This window comes from uncultured Caulobacter sp., assembly GCF_937900395.1.
Classification (GTDB): domain Bacteria; phylum Pseudomonadota; class Alphaproteobacteria; order Caulobacterales; family Caulobacteraceae; genus Caulobacter.
In genome coordinates, this window is sequence record NZ_CALCDX010000247.1 from 1 (window position 1) to 19,074 (window position 19,074).

Sequence of the window (19,074 nt, forward strand, 5' to 3'; positions counted from 1 at the left end):
ACCAGGTGATCATGATCCGGCTGACCGCTGATCGTCAGGGGAGTATTTCATTTACAGCGAATCTCCGGGGTGAACGTAACCAGGCCCATTCCAATTATGCCACCGATTATTTCCGGATGGATCCGTATGGAACCGATGGCTTGATCCTTACCGGTAAGTCGGCCGACTATATGGGTGTGGAAGGAAAGCTCCGCTACGAAGCGAGGCTCAAAGCCGTTGCCGAAGGCGGTACGGTAATTACAAACGATGTTGACCTGCTCGTGGAGAATGCCGACGCGGTTACCCTCTACATAGCCGCTGCCACCAACTTCGTCAACTATAAAGATGTAAGCGCCGATCCGCACCAGCGGGTGAATGATTATCTGAAGAAGATCGAAAACAAATCCTTCGCTTCGATCCGGGATGCCGCCGTGGCCGATCACAAAAATTATTTCAGCCGGGTAGATATAAAATTACCGGTGACCGCTAATTCTTATTTACCTGTCACGGAACGGGTGAAGAAGATTCAAACAGAACCCGATCCTTCGTTATCGGCCCTCAGCTACCAGTTCGGCCGCTACCTGATGATCGGCTCATCGAGGCCCGGCACACAGCCCGCCAACCTGCAGGGCATCTGGAACGACCTGATGGATCCGCCGTGGGAGAGCAAGTACACGGTCAACATCAATACCGAGATGAACTACTGGCCGGCCGAGCCGACCAATCTTCCGGAGATGGTCGAACCGCTGGTCGCCCTGGTGCGGGATCTCTCGGAAACCGGCGCGCGGACCGCCAAGGCGATGTACGGCGCGCGAGGCTGGGTCGCGCACCACAATACCGACCTTTGGCGGGCGACCGCGCCGGTCGACGGCGCGCCGTGGGGCGTCTGGCCAACGGGCGGCGCGTGGCTCTGCAAGCACCTTTGGGACCACTACGACTATGGTCGCGACCGCGCCTATCTGGCGCGGGTCTATCCCCTGATGAAGGGCTCGGCGCGGTTCTTCCTCGACACCCTGGTGGTCGATCCGAAGTTCGGCGTGCTGGTCACCAATCCCTCGCTCTCGCCCGAGAACGACCACGGCCACGGCGCCTCGATCGTCGCCGGTCCGACCATGGACCAGGCGATCATTCGCGACCTCTTCGACAACTGCCTGAAGGCCGAGGCGGTGCTGGGCGCCGACCCGGCCTTCGTCGCTGAGCTCAAGACGGCGCGCGACAAGCTGGCGCCCTACAAGATCGGCAAGGACGGCCAGCTGCAGGAGTGGCAGGAGGATTGGGACGCCGACGCGCCCGACATCCATCACCGGCATGTCTCGCACCTCTACGGCCTGTTCCCCTCGGACCAGATCGCGATCGACACGACGCCGAAGCTGGCCGCCGCCGCCAAGCAGACGCTGGTGACGCGCGGCGATCTCTCAACCGGCTGGGCGATCGCCTGGCGGCTGAACCTTTGGGCGCGGCTGGGCGAGGGCGACCACGCCCACGGCATCCTACGCCTGCTGCTGGGACCCGAGCGCACCTATCCGAACATGTTCGACGCCCATCCGCCGTTCCAGATCGACGGCAATTTCGGCGGGGTGTCGGGCATGACCGAGATGATCCTGCAGAGCCGCAACGATCGCATCTACCTGCTGCCCGCTCTGCCGTCAGCCTGGCCCACCGGCCACCTCAAGGGACTGAGGGCGCGAGGCGCGGTCGGCGTCGATGTCAGCTGGAGCGGCGGTAAGCTGGCCGAGGCGGTGCTGACGGCCAAGGCAGACGGGCGTCATGCGGTCGTGCTCGGCGCCTCGAGCCTGAACGTAGACCTCCGCAAGGGCCAGTCGGCGCGTCTGGTCCTTCGCGACGGCGTTCTGACGCGGGTCGCTTAACCTTCGCACGGATGGCGCGATGGCCGACTTTTGGCTAAGACCCGCGCCATGCTGCGTATTTCGGAACTGAAGCTGCCGCTGGGTCATCCGCCGGAGACCATGGCGCCCGCCATCGTCGACCGCCTGGGAATCTCGGCCGACGATCTGGTGAGCTTCGAGGTCGCCCGCCGCGCCAACGACGCGCGCCGGAAGTCGGCGATCCTGATGGTCTATTCGGTCGACGTCGTGCTGCGCGACGAAGCGGCCGTCCTGCGCCGCTTCGAAGGCGACCACCATGTCCGGGTTACGCCGGACACCAGCTACAAGTTCGTGGCCAAGGCGCCCGAGGGCTTCGAGGGGCCGCGTCCCGTGGTCATCGGCGCCGGACCCTGCGGCCTGTTCGCCGGTCTGATCCTGGCCCAGATGGGGCTGAAGCCGATCATCGTCGACCGCGGCAAGGTCGTGCGCGAGCGGACCAAGGACACCTGGGGCCTGTGGCGGCGCAGCGAGCTGAACCCGGAGTCCAACGTCCAGTTCGGCGAGGGCGGGGCGGGGACCTTCTCGGACGGCAAGCTCTACAGCCAGATCAAGGATCCGCGCTTCCTGGGGCGCAAGGTGCTGACGGAATTCGTGAAGGCCGGCGCGCCCGAGGAGATCCTGACCGAGGCGCATCCGCATATCGGCACGTTCCGCCTGGTGCACATGGTCGAGAACATGCGCGCCCTGATCGAGAGCCTGGGTGGCGAGTACCGCTGGCAACACCGGGTCGAGGACTTCGACATCGAGGTCGGCGAAGACGGCGCGCGGCGGATCAAGGGGCTGCACATCGCCGGTCACGGCTACCTGCCGGCGCGCCACGTGGTCATGGCCCTGGGCCACAGCTCGCGCGACACCTTCCAGGTGCTGTACGACCGCGGCGTCCACATCGAGGCCAAGCCGTTCTCGATCGGCGTCCGGATCGAGCACCCGCAGTCGTGGATCGACCGCGCGCGCTTTGGCGACTGCGCCGGCCATAAAGACCTCGGCGCGGCGGCCTACGCCATCTCGCACCACGCCAAGAACGGGCGGACGGTCTACAGCTTCTGCATGTGTCCGGGCGGCACGGTCGTGGCGGCGACGTCCGAGCCTGGGCGCGTCGTGACCAATGGCATGAGCCAATATTCCCGCAACGAGCGGAACGCCAATTCCGGCTTCGTCGTCGATATCAATCCCGAGCAGGACTATCCGGGCCACCCGCTGGCCGGGGTCGAGTTCCAACGCAAGTGGGAGAGCCTGGCGTTCGAGGCCGGCGGCGGGACCTACAAGGCGCCGGGACAATTGGTTGGCGACTTCCTTGCCGGCCGTCCCTCGACCGAACTCGGCGCGGTGATCCCGTCTTACAAGCCGGGCGTCCACCTGACGGATCTGGCCCAGTGCCTGCCGCCGTTCGCCATCGAGGCCATGCGGGAGGCGCTGCCAGTCTTCGGTCGTCAGATCCCCGGCTACGACCATCCGGACGTGGTGCTGACCGGCGTCGAGACCCGGACGTCCTCGCCCGTGCGGATCACGCGGGGCAAGGACTTCCAAAGCCTGAACACCGCCGGCCTCTATCCCGCCGGCGAGGGCGCGGGCTATGCCGGCGGCATCCTGTCGGCGGCGGTCGACGGCATCAAGGTCGCCGAAGCCGTGGCGGCGCAGTATGTGGCCGAGGGCTTGATCCAGGCGTCTTAGAGACCTGTCGCAAAACCCTTGTCATCCCGGCCGCAGCGCGGAGCGCGGAGAGCCGGGACCCAGGGTCGGTGCGCACAGCGCTCTTGCAACTCCTGGGTCCCGGATAGCCTCTGCGAGGCTTCCGGGATGACGAGAGTTTTATGCTTGGAAGGTTTAAGCCGGCTCGCCGACCTGAGCCAGCGTCGGATAGTCGGTATAGCCGCGCGGCCCGTTCTCGAAGCCGTAGAAGGTGGTCGGATCCGGCGTGTTCAGCGGCGCGCCGGTCTTGAGACGCTCCACCAGGTCCGGATTGGCGATATAGGCCTTGCCGAAGGCGATGGCGTCGGCCTTGCCAGCTTCGATCGCGGCGTTGGCGCTGGCCAGATCGAACTTTTCGTTGGCGATATAGACCCCGCCAAAGGCCTTCTTCAGGTCCGGACCCAGGCTGTCTGCGGCTTCGTACTCGCGGGCCGAGACGAAGCCGATCTTGCGCTCACCCAGGACCTTAGCGACATAGCCGAAGGTCGCGGCGAGGTTGCTGTCGCCCATCGAGTGGCTGTCGGCGCGCGGCGCCAGGTGCACGCCCACGCGGTCCGCGCCCCATACCGAGATCGCCGCGTCGGTGGCTTCCAGCAGCAGGCGTGCGCGGTTCTCAATCGAGCCGCCGTATTGGTCGGTGCGCTGGTTGCTACCGTCCTGCAGGAATTGGTCGAGCAGGTAGCCGTTGGCGCCGTGCAGCTGCACGCCATCGAAGCCGGCCGCCTGGGCGTTCTCGGCGCCTTGGCGGAAGGCCTCGACCACGCCGGCGACTTCCTCGGTCGAGAGGGCGCGCGGGGTGGGGTAGTCGCGTTGCGGGCGCAGCAGGCTGACATGGCCCTTGGCGGCGATGGCGCTGGGCGCGACCGGCAGCTCGCCGTTCAGGAGCTCGGGATCGGAGATGCGGCCGACGTGCCAGATTTGCATGAAGATGCGGCCGCCCTTGTCGTGCACGGCCTTGGCGACCTGCTTCCAGCCTTCGGTCTGCTCTTTCGACCAGATGCCCGGGACGCCGGCGTAGCCGACGCCTTGGGGCGACACGGGGACGCCTTCGCTGATCAGCAGGCCGGCCGAGGCGCGCTGGGCGTAGTATTCGGCCATCAGGGCGTTGGGGATGTGGGTCGGACCGGCGCGCAGCCGGGTCAGCGGCGCCATGACGACGCGATTGGGCAGGTTGAGGTCGCCGACGCGCAGCGGATCGAACAGATTGGGCATGCGAGACTGTCCCTTGGGGTAGGGGCGCCGACCCTCCGTCGGCGTCTGCGTGCTATCTGGCCCCGCTTGGGCGGATCGCAACCGCAACAGGTTCAGATTTATCTGAAAGCGGAGGCGTCAAAATCTGAAAATCTAAACCGGCTTCAGCTCGCCCAGCATCGTCGGGATCAGTTCCGAGACCGTAGGATGGATGTGCACCGCCCGTGAGATCACCGTGTAGGGCGCCTTGGCGTACATCAGGTCGATCATGCCGTGGATCGCCTCATCCCCGTTCACACCCAGGATCGCCGCGCCCAGGATCTGCTTGGTCTCGGCGTCGACCACCACCTTCATGAAGCCTAGGGTCTCGCCTTTCTCGACGGCGCGGCCCACGCGCGTCATTGGGCGCTGGCCGACCAGCAGCGGACGGCCGGTGGCGCGAGCCTCGGCCTCGGTCATACCGACTCGGCCCAGCGGCGGATCGACGAATAGGCCGTAGCAGGCGATGCGGTCGCTGACCTTGCGCGGGTCATCGTCCAGCAGGTTGGCGGCGACGATCTCGAAGTCGTTGTAGGCCGTGTGGGTGAAGGCGCCCTTGCCGTTGCAGTCGCCCATCGCCCAGATGCCTGGGACATTGGTCCGCAACTGATCGTCGACGACGACATAGCCGCGCTTGTCGGTCTCGACTCCGGCCTTGTCGAGGGCGAGATCGTCGGTGTTCGGTCGCCGGCCGACCGCGAGCAGAACGTGCGATCCGGTGACCTGAGGCTCGCCCGCCTTGCAGGTCACGTGGACGCAGACGCCTTGGTCTTGTGGCGAGAAGCGGATGCACTCGGCGTTCAGGCGTATGGTGATCCCTTCGGCCTCCAGGATTTCGCGGATCGCGTCAGAAATCTCGGGGTCTTCTCGTCCAATCAGGCGGGGACCCATCTCGACGATCGTCACCTGGCTGCCGAACCGGCGGAACATCTGGGCGAATTCCAACCCGATATAGCTGCCGCCCACGATCACGAGATGCTCTGGCAGCTTGTCGACCTGCATCATGCCGACATTGGTGAGGTACGGCACGTCGTCGACGCCCGGCATGTCCGGCACGTTGGCGCGGCCGCCGACGTTGAGGAAGATCTTCGGCGCTGTCAGTAGTTGGTCGCCGACCCGGATCGTGTCGGGGCCTTCGAAGCGGGCGTGGCCCTGGATGACCGTGCAGCCCTTCATGCCGCGCAGCCAGTTCTCGACCCCGCCGCGCGCGTTCTTCACGACGGTCTGCTGTCGCGCCCAGACCCGTTTCATGTCGACGCCGATAGGGCCTTCCAGCACAACGCCATAGTCGGCCGCGCGGCGCGCCAGATGCGCCGCATAGGCGCTGGCGACCAGGGTCTTGGTCGGCATGCAGCCGGTGTTCACGCAGGTCCCGCCGAAGTCCTTGCGCTCGATCATGGCGACGGATTGGCCAGCGGCGGTGAGGCGTCCGGCCAGAGACGGTCCAGCCTGGCCGGCGCCGATGATGATGGCGTCGAAGCGCTGCGCCGCGCTCATCGGGCCAGCGCCACGATCGCTAGCGCGCCGCCGATGGCGATCGCGTCTTCGATCAACGCCGCCGGCCGGTCCTGACCGAACCGGGCGGCCAGGCGACCGCGAACCTCGGCGCCGCCCAGCGTGCCGATCACCGCGCCGACCGCGCCGATGGCCGCGCCGCGTAACCAGTGGCCGCTCGGCATCATCAGAGCGGCGCCGCTGAAAGCGCCCGTGGCGACGCGGGTCGCGAACTGCAGGGGAACCTTGCGGCTCGGCGTTTGGGGCAGCTGATCGCCGACCAGTTCCAGCGCCGCCAAGGCGGTGAGTACAAGGACGGGGACGAGACCGCCCAGCCACGCCAGCGGCCAGCCTGCAAGGGGCAGCCAGCCCAGCCGAGCGGCCCAGGCGACCGCGGCCGGCGCCGTCATCGCCCGCAGGCCGGCTACAACCCCGATCAGCAGGGCGAAGAGATAGAGCGCCATGGACAGTCCCCCAATTTCGCGCGCGACACTCGCGCTACGACATCACAGGCGAGACAGCGATTATTGCAAGTTCTGATCGTGGCGGCTGTTTCGCGGCGACGTTAGGCGTTCAAGGCCCCGAATGCCTGGGCCAGGTCGGCCTTCAGGTCTTCGACGCTCTCCAAACCCACATGGAAGCGCAACAGCGGCCCTTCCAGGTTTACCGGAATGGAGCGGAACGTCAGCTGCGGGTCGCAGTGCAGGGCGAGACTTTCGTAGCCGCCCCACGAGAAGCCCAGGCCGAACAGCTTCAGGCTGTCGAGGAAGACCTTGGCCGTGCTTTGAGCGCAAGGCTTCAGCACCACGCCGAACAGGCCGCAGGCGCCGGTGAAGTCGCGCTTCCAGATCGCATGGCCGGGATCGTCGGGCAGGGCCGGGTGCAGGACCCGCGACACCTCGGGCCGCGACTGCAGCCAGCGCGCGATGGCGAGGCCGTTCTCCTGATGGCGCGGCAGGCGCGTGGCCAGGGTCCGCAGGCCGCGCAGCATGGTGTAGGCGTCGTCTGGCGACACGGACCAGCCGATGTCCCACATGGCCTCGCCCAGCAGCGCCGCGACCGCTTTGTCCGAGGTCGCCACCGAACCCATGAAGCAGTCGGAGTGCCCGCCGACATATTTGGTCAGGGCCTGGACGCTGAGGGTCACGCCATGGGCCAGCGGTTTGAAGTAGAAGCCCGCCGCCCAGGTGTTGTCGATCAGGGTCATGATCCCGCGCGCGTTCGCCGCCTGGGCGATGGCGGGGATGTCCTGCATTTCGAAGGTCAGGGAGCCTGGAGCCTCCAGCACAATCAGGCGCGTGCGGGGCGTGGTCAGGGCCATCAGGGCGTCGGCGCCCAGGGCCGGGTCGTAGTAGGTCGTGGTCACGCCGAAGCGGGCCAGCAGGCGGTCGCAGAAGCGGCGGGTCGGCTTGTAGGCGCTGTCGACGACCAGGACCTCGTCGCCGGCCTTCAGCACGGCCAGCAGGGCGCCGGTGATGGCGGCCAGGCCGGACGGGTAGAGCGTGACATCCTCCGCGCCTTCCAGGTCTGCGAGGGCGGCCTGCAGAGCGCTGGGGGTCGCCAGGCCCGTGATGCCGTAGGTCAGCTGGGCGTCGTCGTATAGCGAGGCCGCGTCGCGCAGCAGCACGGTCGACCCCCGCTGGATCGGCGGATTGACCGTCTTGGCCAGGGTATGATTGGCCAGGCCCGTGCGGATCAGGCGGGTTTCTTCGTCCATCGGGATACTCTTGAGGCTAGGCGGCCGGACCCGTGGCGACGGGCGTGTCGGCGAGGCCGCCCCATTCCGTCCAGGAGCCGTCGTAGACCGCCGACCGCGGCTTGCCCATCCGGGCCAGGGCCAGGGCGACGACCGAGGCGGTGATGCCTGAGCCGCAGGTGGAGACGATCGGCTTGTTGATGTCGACGCCGGCCGCCTCGAACACGGTCTTCAGCTTATCGGCCGACAGCATCGTGCCGTCGGGCGCGATCATCGCCGCCAGCGGGATGTTGCGCGCGCCCGGCATGTGGCCGCCTCGCAGGCCCGCGCGGGGTTCGGGATCGCGGCCCTCGAAACGGCCGGCGGCGCGGGCGTCGATGATCTGCTCGCGGCCGCTGGCGACGATCTCGCGCATCTGCTCCAGCGAGCGGTAGATGTCGGCCTGATAGCGCGGCGTGAAGTGGCGCTCTTGTGGCGCGGCGGGACCGTCCTCGATCGGGCGGCCTTCGGAAATCCATTTGGGCAAGCCGCCGTCCAGCACCACGACATCCTCGTGGCCCATGGCGCGGAAGTGCCACCAGGCGCGGGCGGCGGGCAGTATGCCGGTGGTGTCGTAGACGACGATCCGCGAGCCGTCGCCAAGGCCCAGCTTCTTGACCCGCGAGGCGAACTTCACCGGCGATGGGATCATGTGCGGCAGGTCGCTGGTCTCGTCGGCGATGTCGTCGATGTCGAAGAACACCGCGCCGGGGATGTGGGCGGCCAGGAATTCCTTGTACGGCTCACGCTGGGCGGCCGGCATGTGCCACGAGGCGTCCACGACCCGCACGTCCGGCGCGTCGAGGTGCTCGGCCAGCCAGGCGGTGGAGACCAGCGGATCGGACGGAGTGCTCATGTCGACGCCTTTCTGGGGGATGACTCGCCCCGTTTCGAGACGCCGGCAACATCGCCGCGCAAGCGCCTCGTCGCAAGCTACATCCAGGGCGGGGTGGGCAAGCCCTTTTCCTTAAGGAAGGCGGGATTGAACAGCTTGGACTGGTAGCGCGAGCCGTGGTCGCACAGCACGGTCACGATGGTGTGGCCAGGGCCCAGTTCCTTCGCCAGCTTCACGGCCCCCGCGATATTGATGCCCGCCGAGCCGCCCAGGCACAGGCCTTCGTGCATGACGAGGTCGTAGAGCACCTCGAGCATTTCCTCGTCCGAGACGCGGAAAGGGTGGTCGATGGTCAGACCCTCGAGGTTGCCGGTGACGCGGCCCTGACCGATGCCCTCGCTGATCGAGTTGCCCTCGGATTTCAGCTCGCCGTCCTTGTACCAGCTGTAGAGCGCCGCGCCGTGCGGGTCGGCCAGCCCAATCTTCACCTCGGGTTTGCGCTCGTGCAGAGCCGCTGCGACGCCCGCCAGGGTGCCGCCCGAGCCGACGGCGCAGATGAAACCGTCGACCTTACCCTCTGTTTGCTCGAAGATTTCCGGACCCGTGGTCAGGTAGTGCGCGTCACGGTTGGCGGTGTTGTCGAACTGGTTGGCCCAGATCACGCCGTTGGGCTCCGTGGCCGCAAGTTCCTCGGCCAAGCGTCCGGAATAACGGACATAGTTGCCAGGGTTCGAGTAGGGGACGGCGTCGACCTCGACCAGCTCGGCGCCGAGCAGGCGGATGGCGTCCTTCTTTTCCTGGCTCTGGGTGCGCGGGATGACGATGGTGGTCTTGTAGCCCAGGGCCGAGGCGACCATGGCAAGGCCAATGCCGGTGTTGCCGGCGGTGCCTTCGACGATGCGGCCGCCAGGCTTCAGCAAACCCTTGGCCTCGGCGTCGCGGATGATGCCCAGGGCGGCGCGATCCTTGACCGACTGGCCGGGGTTCATGAACTCGGCCTTGCCTAGGATCTCGCAGCCCGTCGCCTCGCTGGCGCGGCGCAGTCGGATCAAGGGCGTGTTCCCGATGGCGTCGAGAACGCTGGGGAGGATGGTCATGATTTCACCTGCGTGGCCGGACTGGCATGGTAGATCGTGCGCGGGCCGCGCGACGCAAGCCCAGTTTTCCTGAAGGCGAGAGGTTCGGGGTGAGCAATTCGCGAGGGGCTTTGCGACTGGTGCTGGGCGACCAGCTGTCGGAAGGCCTGTCGGCGCTGCACGGCGTCGATCCCGCCTGCGACGTCGTGCTGATGGTCGAGAGCGTCGCCGAGGCCACCGCCTGGAAGCATCACAAGCAAAAGCTCGTCCTGGTCTGGTCGGCCATGCGCCAGTTCGCCGAGCGACTGCGCGCCAAAGGGCTTCGGGTCCGGTACGTCACGCTCGACGATCCGGACAACACTCGCACCATCGCCGGCGAGGTGGCGCGGGCGCTGGGCGAGGGCGCCTTCGACCGCGTCGTGCGCACCGCTTGCGGCAAGTGGGGCCTGGAGCAGGCGCTGCTCAACTTGGGTGTGGGCGTTCCGATCGAGACGCGGGAAGACGATCGCTTCCTGTGTTCGCGCGCGGAATTCGCCAGCTGGGCGGAGGGGCGGCGCGAGCTGCGAATGGAGTTCTTCTACCGCGAGATGCGTCGCCGCACCGGCCTGCTGATGGACGGCGACAAGCCAGCCGGCGGCCGCTGGAATTTCGATCCCGAGAACCGCAAGAAGCTGCAGAAGGGCGTGCGGCCGCCAAAGCGTTTGCGAACCGCGCAAAACGCGACGACCCAGGCCGTGATCGAGAGGGTCTCAGCCGGCTTTGACGACCACTTCGGAACGCTCGACGCCTTTGGCTGGCCGACCAATCCGGACGAGGCCGAGGCGGCGCTGGAGCACTTCCTGGCCCACATGCTGCCCGAGTTCGGCGACTGGCAGGACGCTATGGCCTGGGAGCAACCGTTCCTGTGGCACGGCCTGATCTCGCCGGCCCTGAACATCGGCCTGCTCGACCCGCTGGACGTCTGTCGCCGCGCCGAGGCGGTCTGGCGCGACGGCCGCGCGCCGCTGAACGCGGTGGAGGGCTTCATCCGCCAGATCATCGGTTGGCGGGAGTTCGTGCGCGGCGTCTACTGGCTGAAGATGCCCGAGTACGGCCAACGAAACGCCCTGGAGGCGGAGGGCAAGCTGCCGTGGTTCTACTGGTCGGGCGAGACCGACATGGCTTGCGTCGCCGATGCGGTTCGCTCGGCTCGCGACCACGCCTACGCCCACCACATCCAGCGGCTGATGGTGACCGGCAACCTCGCCATGCTGCTGGGCGTGCACCCCGATGCGGTCGACAACTGGTACATGGTGGTGTTCGCCGACGCCTATGAGTGGGTCGAGATGCCCAATACGCGCGGTATGGCCACCTTCGCCGACGGCGGCATCGTCGGCTCCAAGCCCTACGCCGCCAGCGGCGCCTATATCGATCGGATGAGCGACTACTGCAAAAGCTGTCGCTACGACGTCAAGCAGCGGCTGGGCGACGACGCCTGTCCGTTCAACGCCCTCTACTGGGACTTCATCGACCGCCACGCTCAGCGGCTGGCCGGCAACGGCCGCATGCTGATGCCGCTGAAGACGCTGAGCGGGATGGACGAGGCCGAGCGGCGGGCCTTCCGGGAGAAGGCCGCGCAACTCAGGGAGCAGATGGGCGTCTAGCCGCGGCTGAGGCCCAGCTGGATGACGTTGGTCCGTTCCGTGCGGAATCCCGCCTCGCAATAGCTGAGATAGAACCGCCACAAACGCCGGAAGCGCTCGTCGAAACCATCCTTTCGGATGTCGTGCCAAGCGGCCTCGAACCGGCGTCCCCATTCGGCGAGGGTGTCGGCATAATTCTGGCCGAAGCGCTTGAGATCGCTCCACTCCAGGCCGGCGCGCTCGGTCTCTTCCTTAAGGCGCGCCTCGCTGGGCAGCATGCCGCCCGGGAAGATGTAGCGCTGGATGAAGTCGGTGCGGCTGCGATAGTCGCTGAACAGCTCGTCGCGGATGGTGATGATCTGCAGGCCCGCACGGCCGCCGGGAACCAGCACCTCGCGGATCTTGCCGAAATAGGCGGGCCAGTATTCCTCGCCCACGGCCTCGAACATCTCGATCGAGGCCACCGCGTCGAAGCGGCCCTCGACGTCGCGATAGTCGACCAGGCGGATGTCGGCTTTTTCGGAAAGACCCTGTTCGAACAAGCGCTTCTTGGCGAAATCGTACTGCGCCTGGGAGATGGTGATGCCGGTGACCTTGGCCCCGACCTCCTTGGCGGCGAATTCGGCGAAGCCGCCCCAGCCGCAGCCGATCTCCAGCACGTGCTTGCCGGGGGCCAGTCCAATGGTCTTTGCCAGGGCCGCGTACTTGGCGCGCTGGGCGTCCGGCAAAGGCTGGTTGGGATGCTCGTAGAGCGCCGACGAATAGGTCATCGTCGGGTCCAGCCAGCGGGAATAGAAATTGTTGCCCAGGTCGTAGTGGGCGTGGATGTTCCGCTTCGAGCCCGAGCGGCTGTTGCGGTTGAACAGGTGATAGATCGCGTTCAGGGCCCGCATGACCGGATTGCCCGAGGCCAGGCCCGCCAAGCGGTCGAAGTTCAGCGAGAACGCCTCCAGCACGACCGAGAGATCGGGCGTGTCCCATTCTCCGGCCATGAAGCCCTCGGCGAAGCCGATGTCGCCCGACAACAGCGCTCGACGCACGAAATTGTAGTCGCGGATGCGGATGACCGCGTCAGGGCCGTCCTGTCGCCCCTTGACCGTTAGGCTCTTGCCGGTGGGGAGGACGAAGGTCAGCGACCCGGCCTCCCAGTTCTCGGCCGCGATGCGGACGGCGGAACGGAAGGCGGCCGGAGCGGCCTTCAGGTCGGGATCATTCCAGAGCGCGTTTTCCAAGGCAGGGCCTCGCTTCCGGTGACGCGTTTATTAACGCCGTTAACCACCGTCTCGTAAAGCCCTCACTCGTCTAGAGGCTGTGATAGGCCTCCAGGGCGCGCTCGCGCGCCTTGGCGTGGTCGACGATCGGTTTAGCGTAGATACGCCGCGCCGCCGGAGACAGATGGAGCGGGCGCTCCCATGGCTTGTGGATAAAATCGTCGGGAACGCCCGCGAGTTCCGGAACCCAGCGCCGCACATAGGCGCCTTGCGGGTCGAACTTCTCGCCCTGGCTGATCGGATTGAAGATCCGGAAGTAGGGGGCGGCGTCGGCGCCGCTGCCGGCGGTCCACTGCCAGTTGCCGACATTGTTGGCCAGATCGGCGTCGACCAGCGTGTCCCAGAACCAGGCCTCGCCCTCGCGCCAGTCGATCATCAGGTGCTTGATCAGGAACGAGGCGACGATCATCCGCACGCGATTGTGCATGAAGCCGGTGACCCACAGCTCGCGCATGCCGGCGTCGACGATGGGGTAGCCGGTCTCGCCCTTGGTCCAGGCTTCGAAGGCGGCGTGGTCCTTGGCCCACGGGAAGCCGTCGAACTCGGGCTTGAAGTTGCGGCTCGGCAGTTCGGGCCAGTGGAACAGGATCGAATGGTTGAACTCGCGCCAGACGATCTCGGACAGGAACTTGTCGGCTTCCGCGGTAGGGATGTCGCCGGCCTCGGCGGCGTTGCGGGCGGCGATCCAGACCTGGCGCGGGCCGATCTCGCCAAAGTGAAGATGAGGCGACAGGCGGGAGGTGGCCGGCGCGGAGGGGATGTCCCGTTTCTCGCCATAGCCGATGATCGGGCCGGACAGGAAGGCGCTGAGCCGCGCCTTCGCGCCCGCTTCGCCAGGCGTCCAGATGTCGAAGCCTTTGGACCAATCGGGCTTGGTGGGATGGAGACCCCAGTCCGACAGCCGGTCGCCAGGCGTCGCCTTGTCCAGGCATCTCAAGACCTTCGGCGCGGCCTCTACGATGATGACGTCGTTCAGATGCTCGCGCGCGGCGCGCCAGTAGGGCGTGAAGACCTTGTAGGGCTGTCCCGACCCGTTCTGGACCGTCCAGGGCTCGTTCAGCAGGCCGGCGTTGAAGCTCTGGCAGTCGACGCCAGCGTCCTTGAGGCGCGCCTTGATCGTGGCGTCGCGGTCGATGCTGGCCTTATCGTAGAGACGGTTCCACAGGACGCAGGTCGCGCCGGTCTCGGCGATCAGGGCGTCCAGGACCTCGGCGGCTACGCCCATGCGCAGCACCAGCCTATTGCCAAGCTTCTCAAGCTCTTGGGCGAGGCTCTTGAGCGATTTGTCCAACCACCACAGCGAAGCCGCGCCCATCGGGCGGACGCCGTGCGTCTCGTCGAGGATGTAGAGGCAGACCACAGGTCGGCCGCTGTTGGCGGCATGGCGCAGCGCGGGATTGTCGGCTATGCGCAGGTCCTTGCGGAACCAAACGATGACGGCGCCGGGGCTCGCCTCGCTGTCGCCAGAGTCTTTCCGCACTTGCACCGTCCCGCCCGAAGGGTCACCTCTTGGGCGCCCAAAGCCTCTAATACGTCGGAAGTATCGCCTTGGATCAGCCGCAAGCCGTCGCCCCCAACGCCGTTGTCGAGATCAAGACCTCGACCGGCGCGTCCGTTCGTATCGGCAATGGCGAGCGGCTGTCGATCATCGCCGGGCCGTGCCAGATGGAGAGCCGCCAGCACGCCCTGGAAACCGCCCATGCGCTCAAGGAGATGGCGCAACGTCTTGGCGTCGGGATGATCTACAAGACCTCCTACGACAAGGCCAACCGCACCTCGGCCAACGCCCAGCGCGGCATCGGACTGAAGGACAGTCTGCCGATCTTCCAGGAGATCCGCGAGGCGACCGGCCTGCCGACCCTGACCGACGTGCACGAGACCAGCCACTGCCCGATCGTGGCCGAGGCGGTCGACGTGATCCAGATTCCGGCCTTCCTGTGCCGCCAGACCGACCTCTTGCTGGCCGCCGCCGCCACCGGCCGGGCGATCAACATCAAGAAGGGCCAGTTCCTGGCGCCCTGGGACATGAAGAACGTCATCGCCAAGGTGACCGGCGCGGGCAATCCCAACGTCATGGCTTGCGAGCGCGGCGTCTCGTTCGGCTACAACACCCTGGTCAGCGACATGCGCGCCCTGCCGATCATGAAGGAGATCGGCTGCCCGGTGGTGTTCGACGCCACCCACAGCGTCCAGCAGCCGGGCGGGCAGGGAACCTCGTCGGGCGGCCAGCGCGAGTTCGTGCCGGTGCTGGCCCGCGCGGCCGTCGCCGTGGGCGTGGCCTGCGTGTTCATGGAAACCCACCCCGATCCGGACAAGGCGCCGTCCGACGGTCCCAACATGGTGCCGATGAGCCAGTTCGAGGCGCTGGTCGCCAACTTGCTCGAATACGACGCCCTGACCAAGCGCGCGGCCTAAGCGATGAGCCGTCGTATCGTCCTGGTCACCGGCGGGGCCGGCTTCATCGGCTCCAACATCGTCGCCAAGCTCTGCGAGGATCCGGCGCTGGACGTCGTGGTCTGCGATCGCCTGCGCGACGCGGCCAGCGGCAAGTGGCGCAACATCGCCAAGCACGCGATCGCCGACTTCGTCGCGCCCGAGCAGCTGTTCGACTGGCTGGCCCGGCGCGGCTCGGAGGTCGAGCTGATCGTCCACATGGGCGCGGTGTCCTCCACCACCGAGACCGACGCCGACAAGATCGTGCAGTCCAACTTCGTACTGTCGCGCGACCTTTGGGACTGGTGCGCCCTGCACGGCAAACGCCTGATCTACGCCTCGTCGGCGGCGACCTATGGCGACGGCGCGCTGGGCTTCGACGGCAAGGATGACTTGGCGTCGCTGAAGGCCCTGCGTCCGCTGAACGCCTATGGCTGGTCCAAGGCCCTGTTCGACATCCACGCGGCGCGCGAAGCCGCCCGCGGTCGCGCCCCGACCCAGTGGGTGGGGCTGAAGTTCTTCAACGTCTATGGTCCCAACGAGGACCACAAGGGCGGCATGAAGTCGGTCGTCGCCCAGATCTGGCCGCGCATCGCCGCGGGCGAGGGGGTGAAGCTCTTCAAGTCGCATAACCCGGACTATGAGGACGGCGGCCAGCTGCGCGACTTCGTCTATGTCCGCGACGTGGTCGACGTGGTCGCCTGGCTGGCCAAGAGCCCGGCCGTGAATGGCGTCTTCAACCTGGGTTCGGGACAGGCGCGCTCGTTCCGCGATCTGGCCGTGGCGACGTTTGAGGCGGTCGGCCGCCAGCCGGACATCACCTATATCGACATGCCCGAGGTGCTGCGCGGCAAGTACCAGTATTACACCCAGGCCGACATGAGCCGTCTGCGCGCGGCCGGCTACAACGCGCCGATGACCGCGCTGGAGGACGGCGTCGCCGACTACGTGGCGGGCTATCTGAACACCGACGATCCCTATCGCTGAGACGTGTCGCCGGTGACCCCGGGGAACACTTGTCCCTGCCTGACGCGGGCGTAAGCTGAACGTCGATAAGTCGAGATCAACTCGACCGGCAGGGAGTGAGAAATGGTCGGCATCGCCGCCTGGGGCGCCTATGCGCCGCGTCTTCGTCTGAGCCGCAAGGCGGTGACCGAGGCCAACGCCTGGGTCGCGCCGAACCTCAAGGCCAAGGGCAAGGGCGAACGCGCCATGGCCAATTGGGACGAGGACGCCCTGACCATGGCGGTCGAGGCGGCGCGCGACGCGCTCGGCCCCGACGACGATCGCTCTCATATCGACGCCCTCTATTTCGCCTCGACCACGGCGCCGTTCGCCGACCGGCTGAACGCTGGGGTCGTCTCGGCGGCCCTGACGCTGGAGAAGTCGATCGCCGCGACCGACGTGACCGGCTCGCAGCGCTGCGGTCTGACGGCGCTGGGCCAGGCGCTGTCCGCCGTGGCCGGCGGCGGCGCCAAGGCGGCCCTGGTCGCGGCGGGCGAGCACCGCAAGGCGCGCGCGGCGTCGGCCCAAGAGCTCGACTTCGGCGACGGCGCGGCGGCCTTCGTGGTCACCGACAGCCCGGGCGCGGCGGAACTGCTGGGCCGCGGCAGCGTCACGGACGACTTCGTCGACCACTTCCGCGGCGACGACGGCGGCTTCGACTACTACTGGGAGGAGCGCTGGATCCGCGACGAGGGGATCATCAAGTTGGTCCCGCCTGCAATCCGCAGGGCGCTTGAGGTTTCTGGCTTAAGCGCTTCTGAAGTCGACCATTTCTGTTTTCCGTCCACATTCTCCGGTATGGCCGCGAGCGTGGCCAAGGCCGTGGGGATCAAGCCGGAGGCCGTTCGCGACAACCTCGCCGCCGTGATGGGCGAGGCGGGCTGTGCGCACGGTCCGATCATGCTGGCGCACGCGCTTGAAAACGCTCGTGAAAATGAGGTGATCCTCGTGGCGCAGTTCGGCCAGGGCGCCGAGGCCCTGGTGTTCCGCGCCACAGGTCAGGGACAGCGTCCCGCGCGCGGCGTCACGGGCTCGCTGGCCGATCGAAAAGAAGAGACCAACTACCTGAAATTCCTGACCTTCAATGGTCTTGTCGAGTGGGACAAGGGCATGCGGGCCGAGAAGGACAACAAGACCGCCCTGACGACCCTCTATCGCAACGAGGACATGATCCTGGGCCTAGTCGGCGGCCGCTGCCGCGAGACCGGCGTCGTCCAGTTCCCGCGCACCCGCATCTCGGTGGCGCCGAACAACCCGGCCGTCGACACCCAGGAACCGTACAAATTCGCCGAGCGGCGCGCGAGCATTCTCAGCTATTCCGCTGATTACCTGACCTTTTCCATGTCGCCGCCGAACCACTACGGCATGGTCGTCTTCGAGGGCGGTGGGCGGATCATGATGGACATCACCGACGTCGCGCCGGGCGACGTCGAGACCGGCCTGCCGGTGCGGATGGTCTTTCGCATCAAGGAGGTCGACGAGAAGCGCGGCTTCGTCCGCTACTTCTGGAAGGCGACGCCCGACCGCGCCGCCGTTGCCGCTCAATCTTCGCATTCCAACGAAATTCGGGCCGCCGAATAGGGAGACCGCACATGCCACAGGGTATCCGCGACAAGGTCGCCATCCTCGGGATGGGCTGCAGCAAGTTCGGCGAGCGCTGGGACGCCGGCCCCGACGATCTGATGGTCGAGGCCTATCTGGAAGCCATGCAGGACGCCGGGATCGAACCGACCCAGCTGGACGCGGCGTGGTTCTCGACCCACATCGACGAGATCGGCTCGGGCAAGGGCGGCACGCCGCTGTCGATCGCCCTGCGCCTGCCCAACATCGCCGTGACGCGGGTCGAGAACTTCTGCGCCTCGGGATCGGAAGCCTTCCGGGGCGCGGTCTACGCCGTGGCGGCGGGCGCGGCCGACATTGCCCTGGCGGTCGGCGTCGAGAAGCTGAAGGACACCGGCTATGGCGGCCTTCCGGTCGCCAATCCCGGCACGCTGAGCCCGCAGGTCATGCCGAACGGTTCGGCCCCCGGCAACTTCGCCCAACTGGCGAGCGCCTATCGCGCCAAGCACGGCGTCTCCAAGGAGGACCTGAAGCGGGCCATCGCCCACGTCTCGGTCAAGAGCCACGCCAACGGCGCCAAGAACCCCAAGGCCCACCTGCGCAAGCCGATCACCGAGGAGCAGGCCCTGAACGCGCCGCTGATCGCCGAGCCTCTGGGCCTGTTCGACTGCTGCGGCGTCTCGGACGGCGCGGCGGCGGCGATCGTCACCACGCCCGAGATCGCCCGCGCCCTGGGTAAGCACGACCTCGTTACGGTCAAGGCGCTGCAGCTGTCCGTCTCGAACGGCTACGAGAGCCAGTATAACGGCTGGGACGGCAGTCACTTCCACACCGCCCGCATCGCCGCCGGCAAGGCCTACAAGGAAGCCGGCATCGAGCGGCCGCGCGAGCAGATCTCGATGATGGAGGTGCATGACTGCTTCTCGGTCACCGAGCTGGTGACGATGGAGGACCTCTTCATTTCGCCGGAAGGCCAGGGCTGGCGCGACGTGCTGGACGGCTTCTACGACGCCGACGGCGGCGTGCCGTGCCAGATCGATGGCGGCCTCAAGTGCTTCGGCCACCCGATCGGCGCCTCGGGCCTGCGCATGCTTTACGAGATGTACCTGCAGCTGCAGGGACGGGCGGGCGAGCGGCAGCTGGCCAACCCCGTCTTCGGCATGACCCACAACCTGGGCGGCGCGCCGGCCAGCAATGTCTGCTCGGTCGCGATCATCGGCCAAGAGGGGGCTTAATTCCTTCCGGCGCTTGATGTACCG

The 19,074-nt window shown here is 66.9% G+C and carries 15 protein-coding genes and 1 pseudogene; 8 read left to right on the forward strand and 8 right to left on the reverse strand.

What is annotated here, in order from left to right:
* Positions 1 to 11: 11 nt before the first annotated feature.
* The 3 genes and pseudogenes from Q0379_RS23090 to Q0379_RS23100 all read left to right on the forward strand — a co-directional run.
* Positions 12 to 257 (forward strand): annotated as a pseudogene (locus tag Q0379_RS23090) (hypothetical protein); the annotation flags it as partial.
* Between the two features lie 237 nt (positions 258 to 494).
* Positions 495 to 1,847: a glycoside hydrolase family 95-like protein gene (locus tag Q0379_RS23095; protein WP_299017422.1), complete on the forward strand. Its 1,353-nt coding sequence runs from the start codon at positions 495 to 497 to the stop codon at positions 1,845 to 1,847.
* 48 nt (positions 1,848 to 1,895) lie between these two features.
* Positions 1,896 to 3,536 (forward strand): NAD(P)/FAD-dependent oxidoreductase, encoded by a 1,641-nt coding sequence (locus Q0379_RS23100; RefSeq protein ID WP_299017348.1) that lies wholly within the window; start codon positions 1,896 to 1,898, stop codon positions 3,534 to 3,536.
* Positions 3,537 to 3,689: 153 nt separating this feature from the next.
* Here Q0379_RS23100 and Q0379_RS23105 read toward each other — a convergent pair whose 3' ends face one another.
* The 6 genes from Q0379_RS23105 to Q0379_RS23130 all read right to left on the reverse strand — a co-directional run bounded on the left by Q0379_RS23105 (position 3,690) and on the right by Q0379_RS23130 (position 9,945).
* Complete coding sequence (locus tag Q0379_RS23105) at positions 3,690 to 4,766, reverse strand: alkene reductase (RefSeq protein WP_299017351.1); 1,077 nt, start codon at positions 4,764 to 4,766, stop codon at positions 3,690 to 3,692.
* Positions 4,767 to 4,898: 132 nt separating this feature from the next.
* A complete protein-coding gene (locus Q0379_RS23110) occupies positions 4,899 to 6,281 on the reverse strand; it encodes an FAD-containing oxidoreductase (RefSeq protein ID WP_299017353.1) in 1,383 nt (460 codons plus the stop codon).
* Positions 6,278 to 6,742 carry a DUF4126 family protein gene (locus Q0379_RS23115; RefSeq protein WP_299017355.1) on the reverse strand — a complete coding sequence of 155 codons (465 nt, stop codon included), beginning with the start codon at positions 6,740 to 6,742 and terminating at the stop codon, positions 6,278 to 6,280. Before Q0379_RS23115 ends, Q0379_RS23110 begins: the two co-directional genes overlap by 4 nt.
* Before the next feature lie 101 nt (positions 6,743 to 6,843).
* A complete protein-coding gene (gene metC / locus Q0379_RS23120) occupies positions 6,844 to 7,995 on the reverse strand; it encodes a cystathionine beta-lyase (protein ID WP_299017357.1) in 1,152 nt (383 codons plus the stop codon).
* A 16-nt stretch (positions 7,996 to 8,011) separates the two neighbouring features.
* Positions 8,012 to 8,869, reverse strand: a complete 858-nt coding sequence (sseA, locus tag Q0379_RS23125; protein ID WP_299017360.1) for a 3-mercaptopyruvate sulfurtransferase — start codon at positions 8,867 to 8,869, stop codon at positions 8,012 to 8,014.
* A gap of 77 nt (positions 8,870 to 8,946) precedes the next feature.
* The gene (locus Q0379_RS23130) at positions 8,947 to 9,945 is read right to left on the reverse strand and encodes a cysteine synthase A (RefSeq protein ID WP_299017362.1); all 999 of its coding nucleotides are present in this window, start codon (positions 9,943 to 9,945) and stop codon (positions 8,947 to 8,949) included.
* An 89-nt stretch (positions 9,946 to 10,034) separates the two neighbouring features.
* Here Q0379_RS23130 and Q0379_RS23135 point away from each other — a divergent pair, with 89 nt between their 5' ends.
* Positions 10,035 to 11,567 carry a cryptochrome/photolyase family protein gene (locus tag Q0379_RS23135; RefSeq protein WP_299017365.1) on the forward strand — a complete coding sequence of 511 codons (1,533 nt, stop codon included), beginning with the start codon at positions 10,035 to 10,037 and terminating at the stop codon, positions 11,565 to 11,567.
* Here Q0379_RS23135 and Q0379_RS23140 read toward each other — a convergent pair.
* Both Q0379_RS23140 and Q0379_RS23145 read right to left on the reverse strand, forming a co-directional pair.
* Complete coding sequence (locus Q0379_RS23140; RefSeq protein WP_299017368.1) at positions 11,564 to 12,778, reverse strand: cyclopropane-fatty-acyl-phospholipid synthase family protein; 1,215 nt, start codon at positions 12,776 to 12,778, stop codon at positions 11,564 to 11,566. The two genes, Q0379_RS23135 and Q0379_RS23140, sit on opposite strands and share 4 nt — an antisense overlap.
* A 70-nt stretch (positions 12,779 to 12,848) precedes the next feature.
* The gene (locus Q0379_RS23145) at positions 12,849 to 14,303 is read right to left on the reverse strand and encodes a deoxyribodipyrimidine photo-lyase (protein WP_299017371.1); all 1,455 of its coding nucleotides are present in this window, start codon (positions 14,301 to 14,303) and stop codon (positions 12,849 to 12,851) included.
* Positions 14,304 to 14,365: 62 nt separating this feature from the next.
* Between Q0379_RS23145 and kdsA the strand changes: the two genes are divergently transcribed.
* From kdsA to Q0379_RS23165, 4 genes are all read left to right on the forward strand, one after another.
* The gene (gene kdsA, locus Q0379_RS23150; protein WP_299017374.1) at positions 14,366 to 15,232 is read left to right on the forward strand and encodes a 3-deoxy-8-phosphooctulonate synthase; all 867 of its coding nucleotides are present in this window, start codon (positions 14,366 to 14,368) and stop codon (positions 15,230 to 15,232) included.
* 3 nt (positions 15,233 to 15,235) lie between these two features.
* On the forward strand, positions 15,236 to 16,237 hold the full coding sequence (rfaD, locus tag Q0379_RS23155; protein ID WP_299017377.1) for an ADP-glyceromanno-heptose 6-epimerase: 1,002 nt from the start codon (positions 15,236 to 15,238) through the stop codon (positions 16,235 to 16,237).
* A gap of 102 nt (positions 16,238 to 16,339) precedes the next feature.
* Positions 16,340 to 17,836: a hydroxymethylglutaryl-CoA synthase family protein gene (locus Q0379_RS23160; RefSeq protein WP_299017379.1), complete on the forward strand. Its 1,497-nt coding sequence runs from the start codon at positions 16,340 to 16,342 to the stop codon at positions 17,834 to 17,836.
* A gap of 11 nt (positions 17,837 to 17,847) precedes the next feature.
* Entirely contained in the window at positions 17,848 to 19,050 is a 1,203-nt protein-coding gene (locus Q0379_RS23165) for an acetyl-CoA acetyltransferase (RefSeq protein ID WP_299017382.1), read from the forward strand.
* Positions 19,051 to 19,074 lie beyond the last annotated feature (24 nt).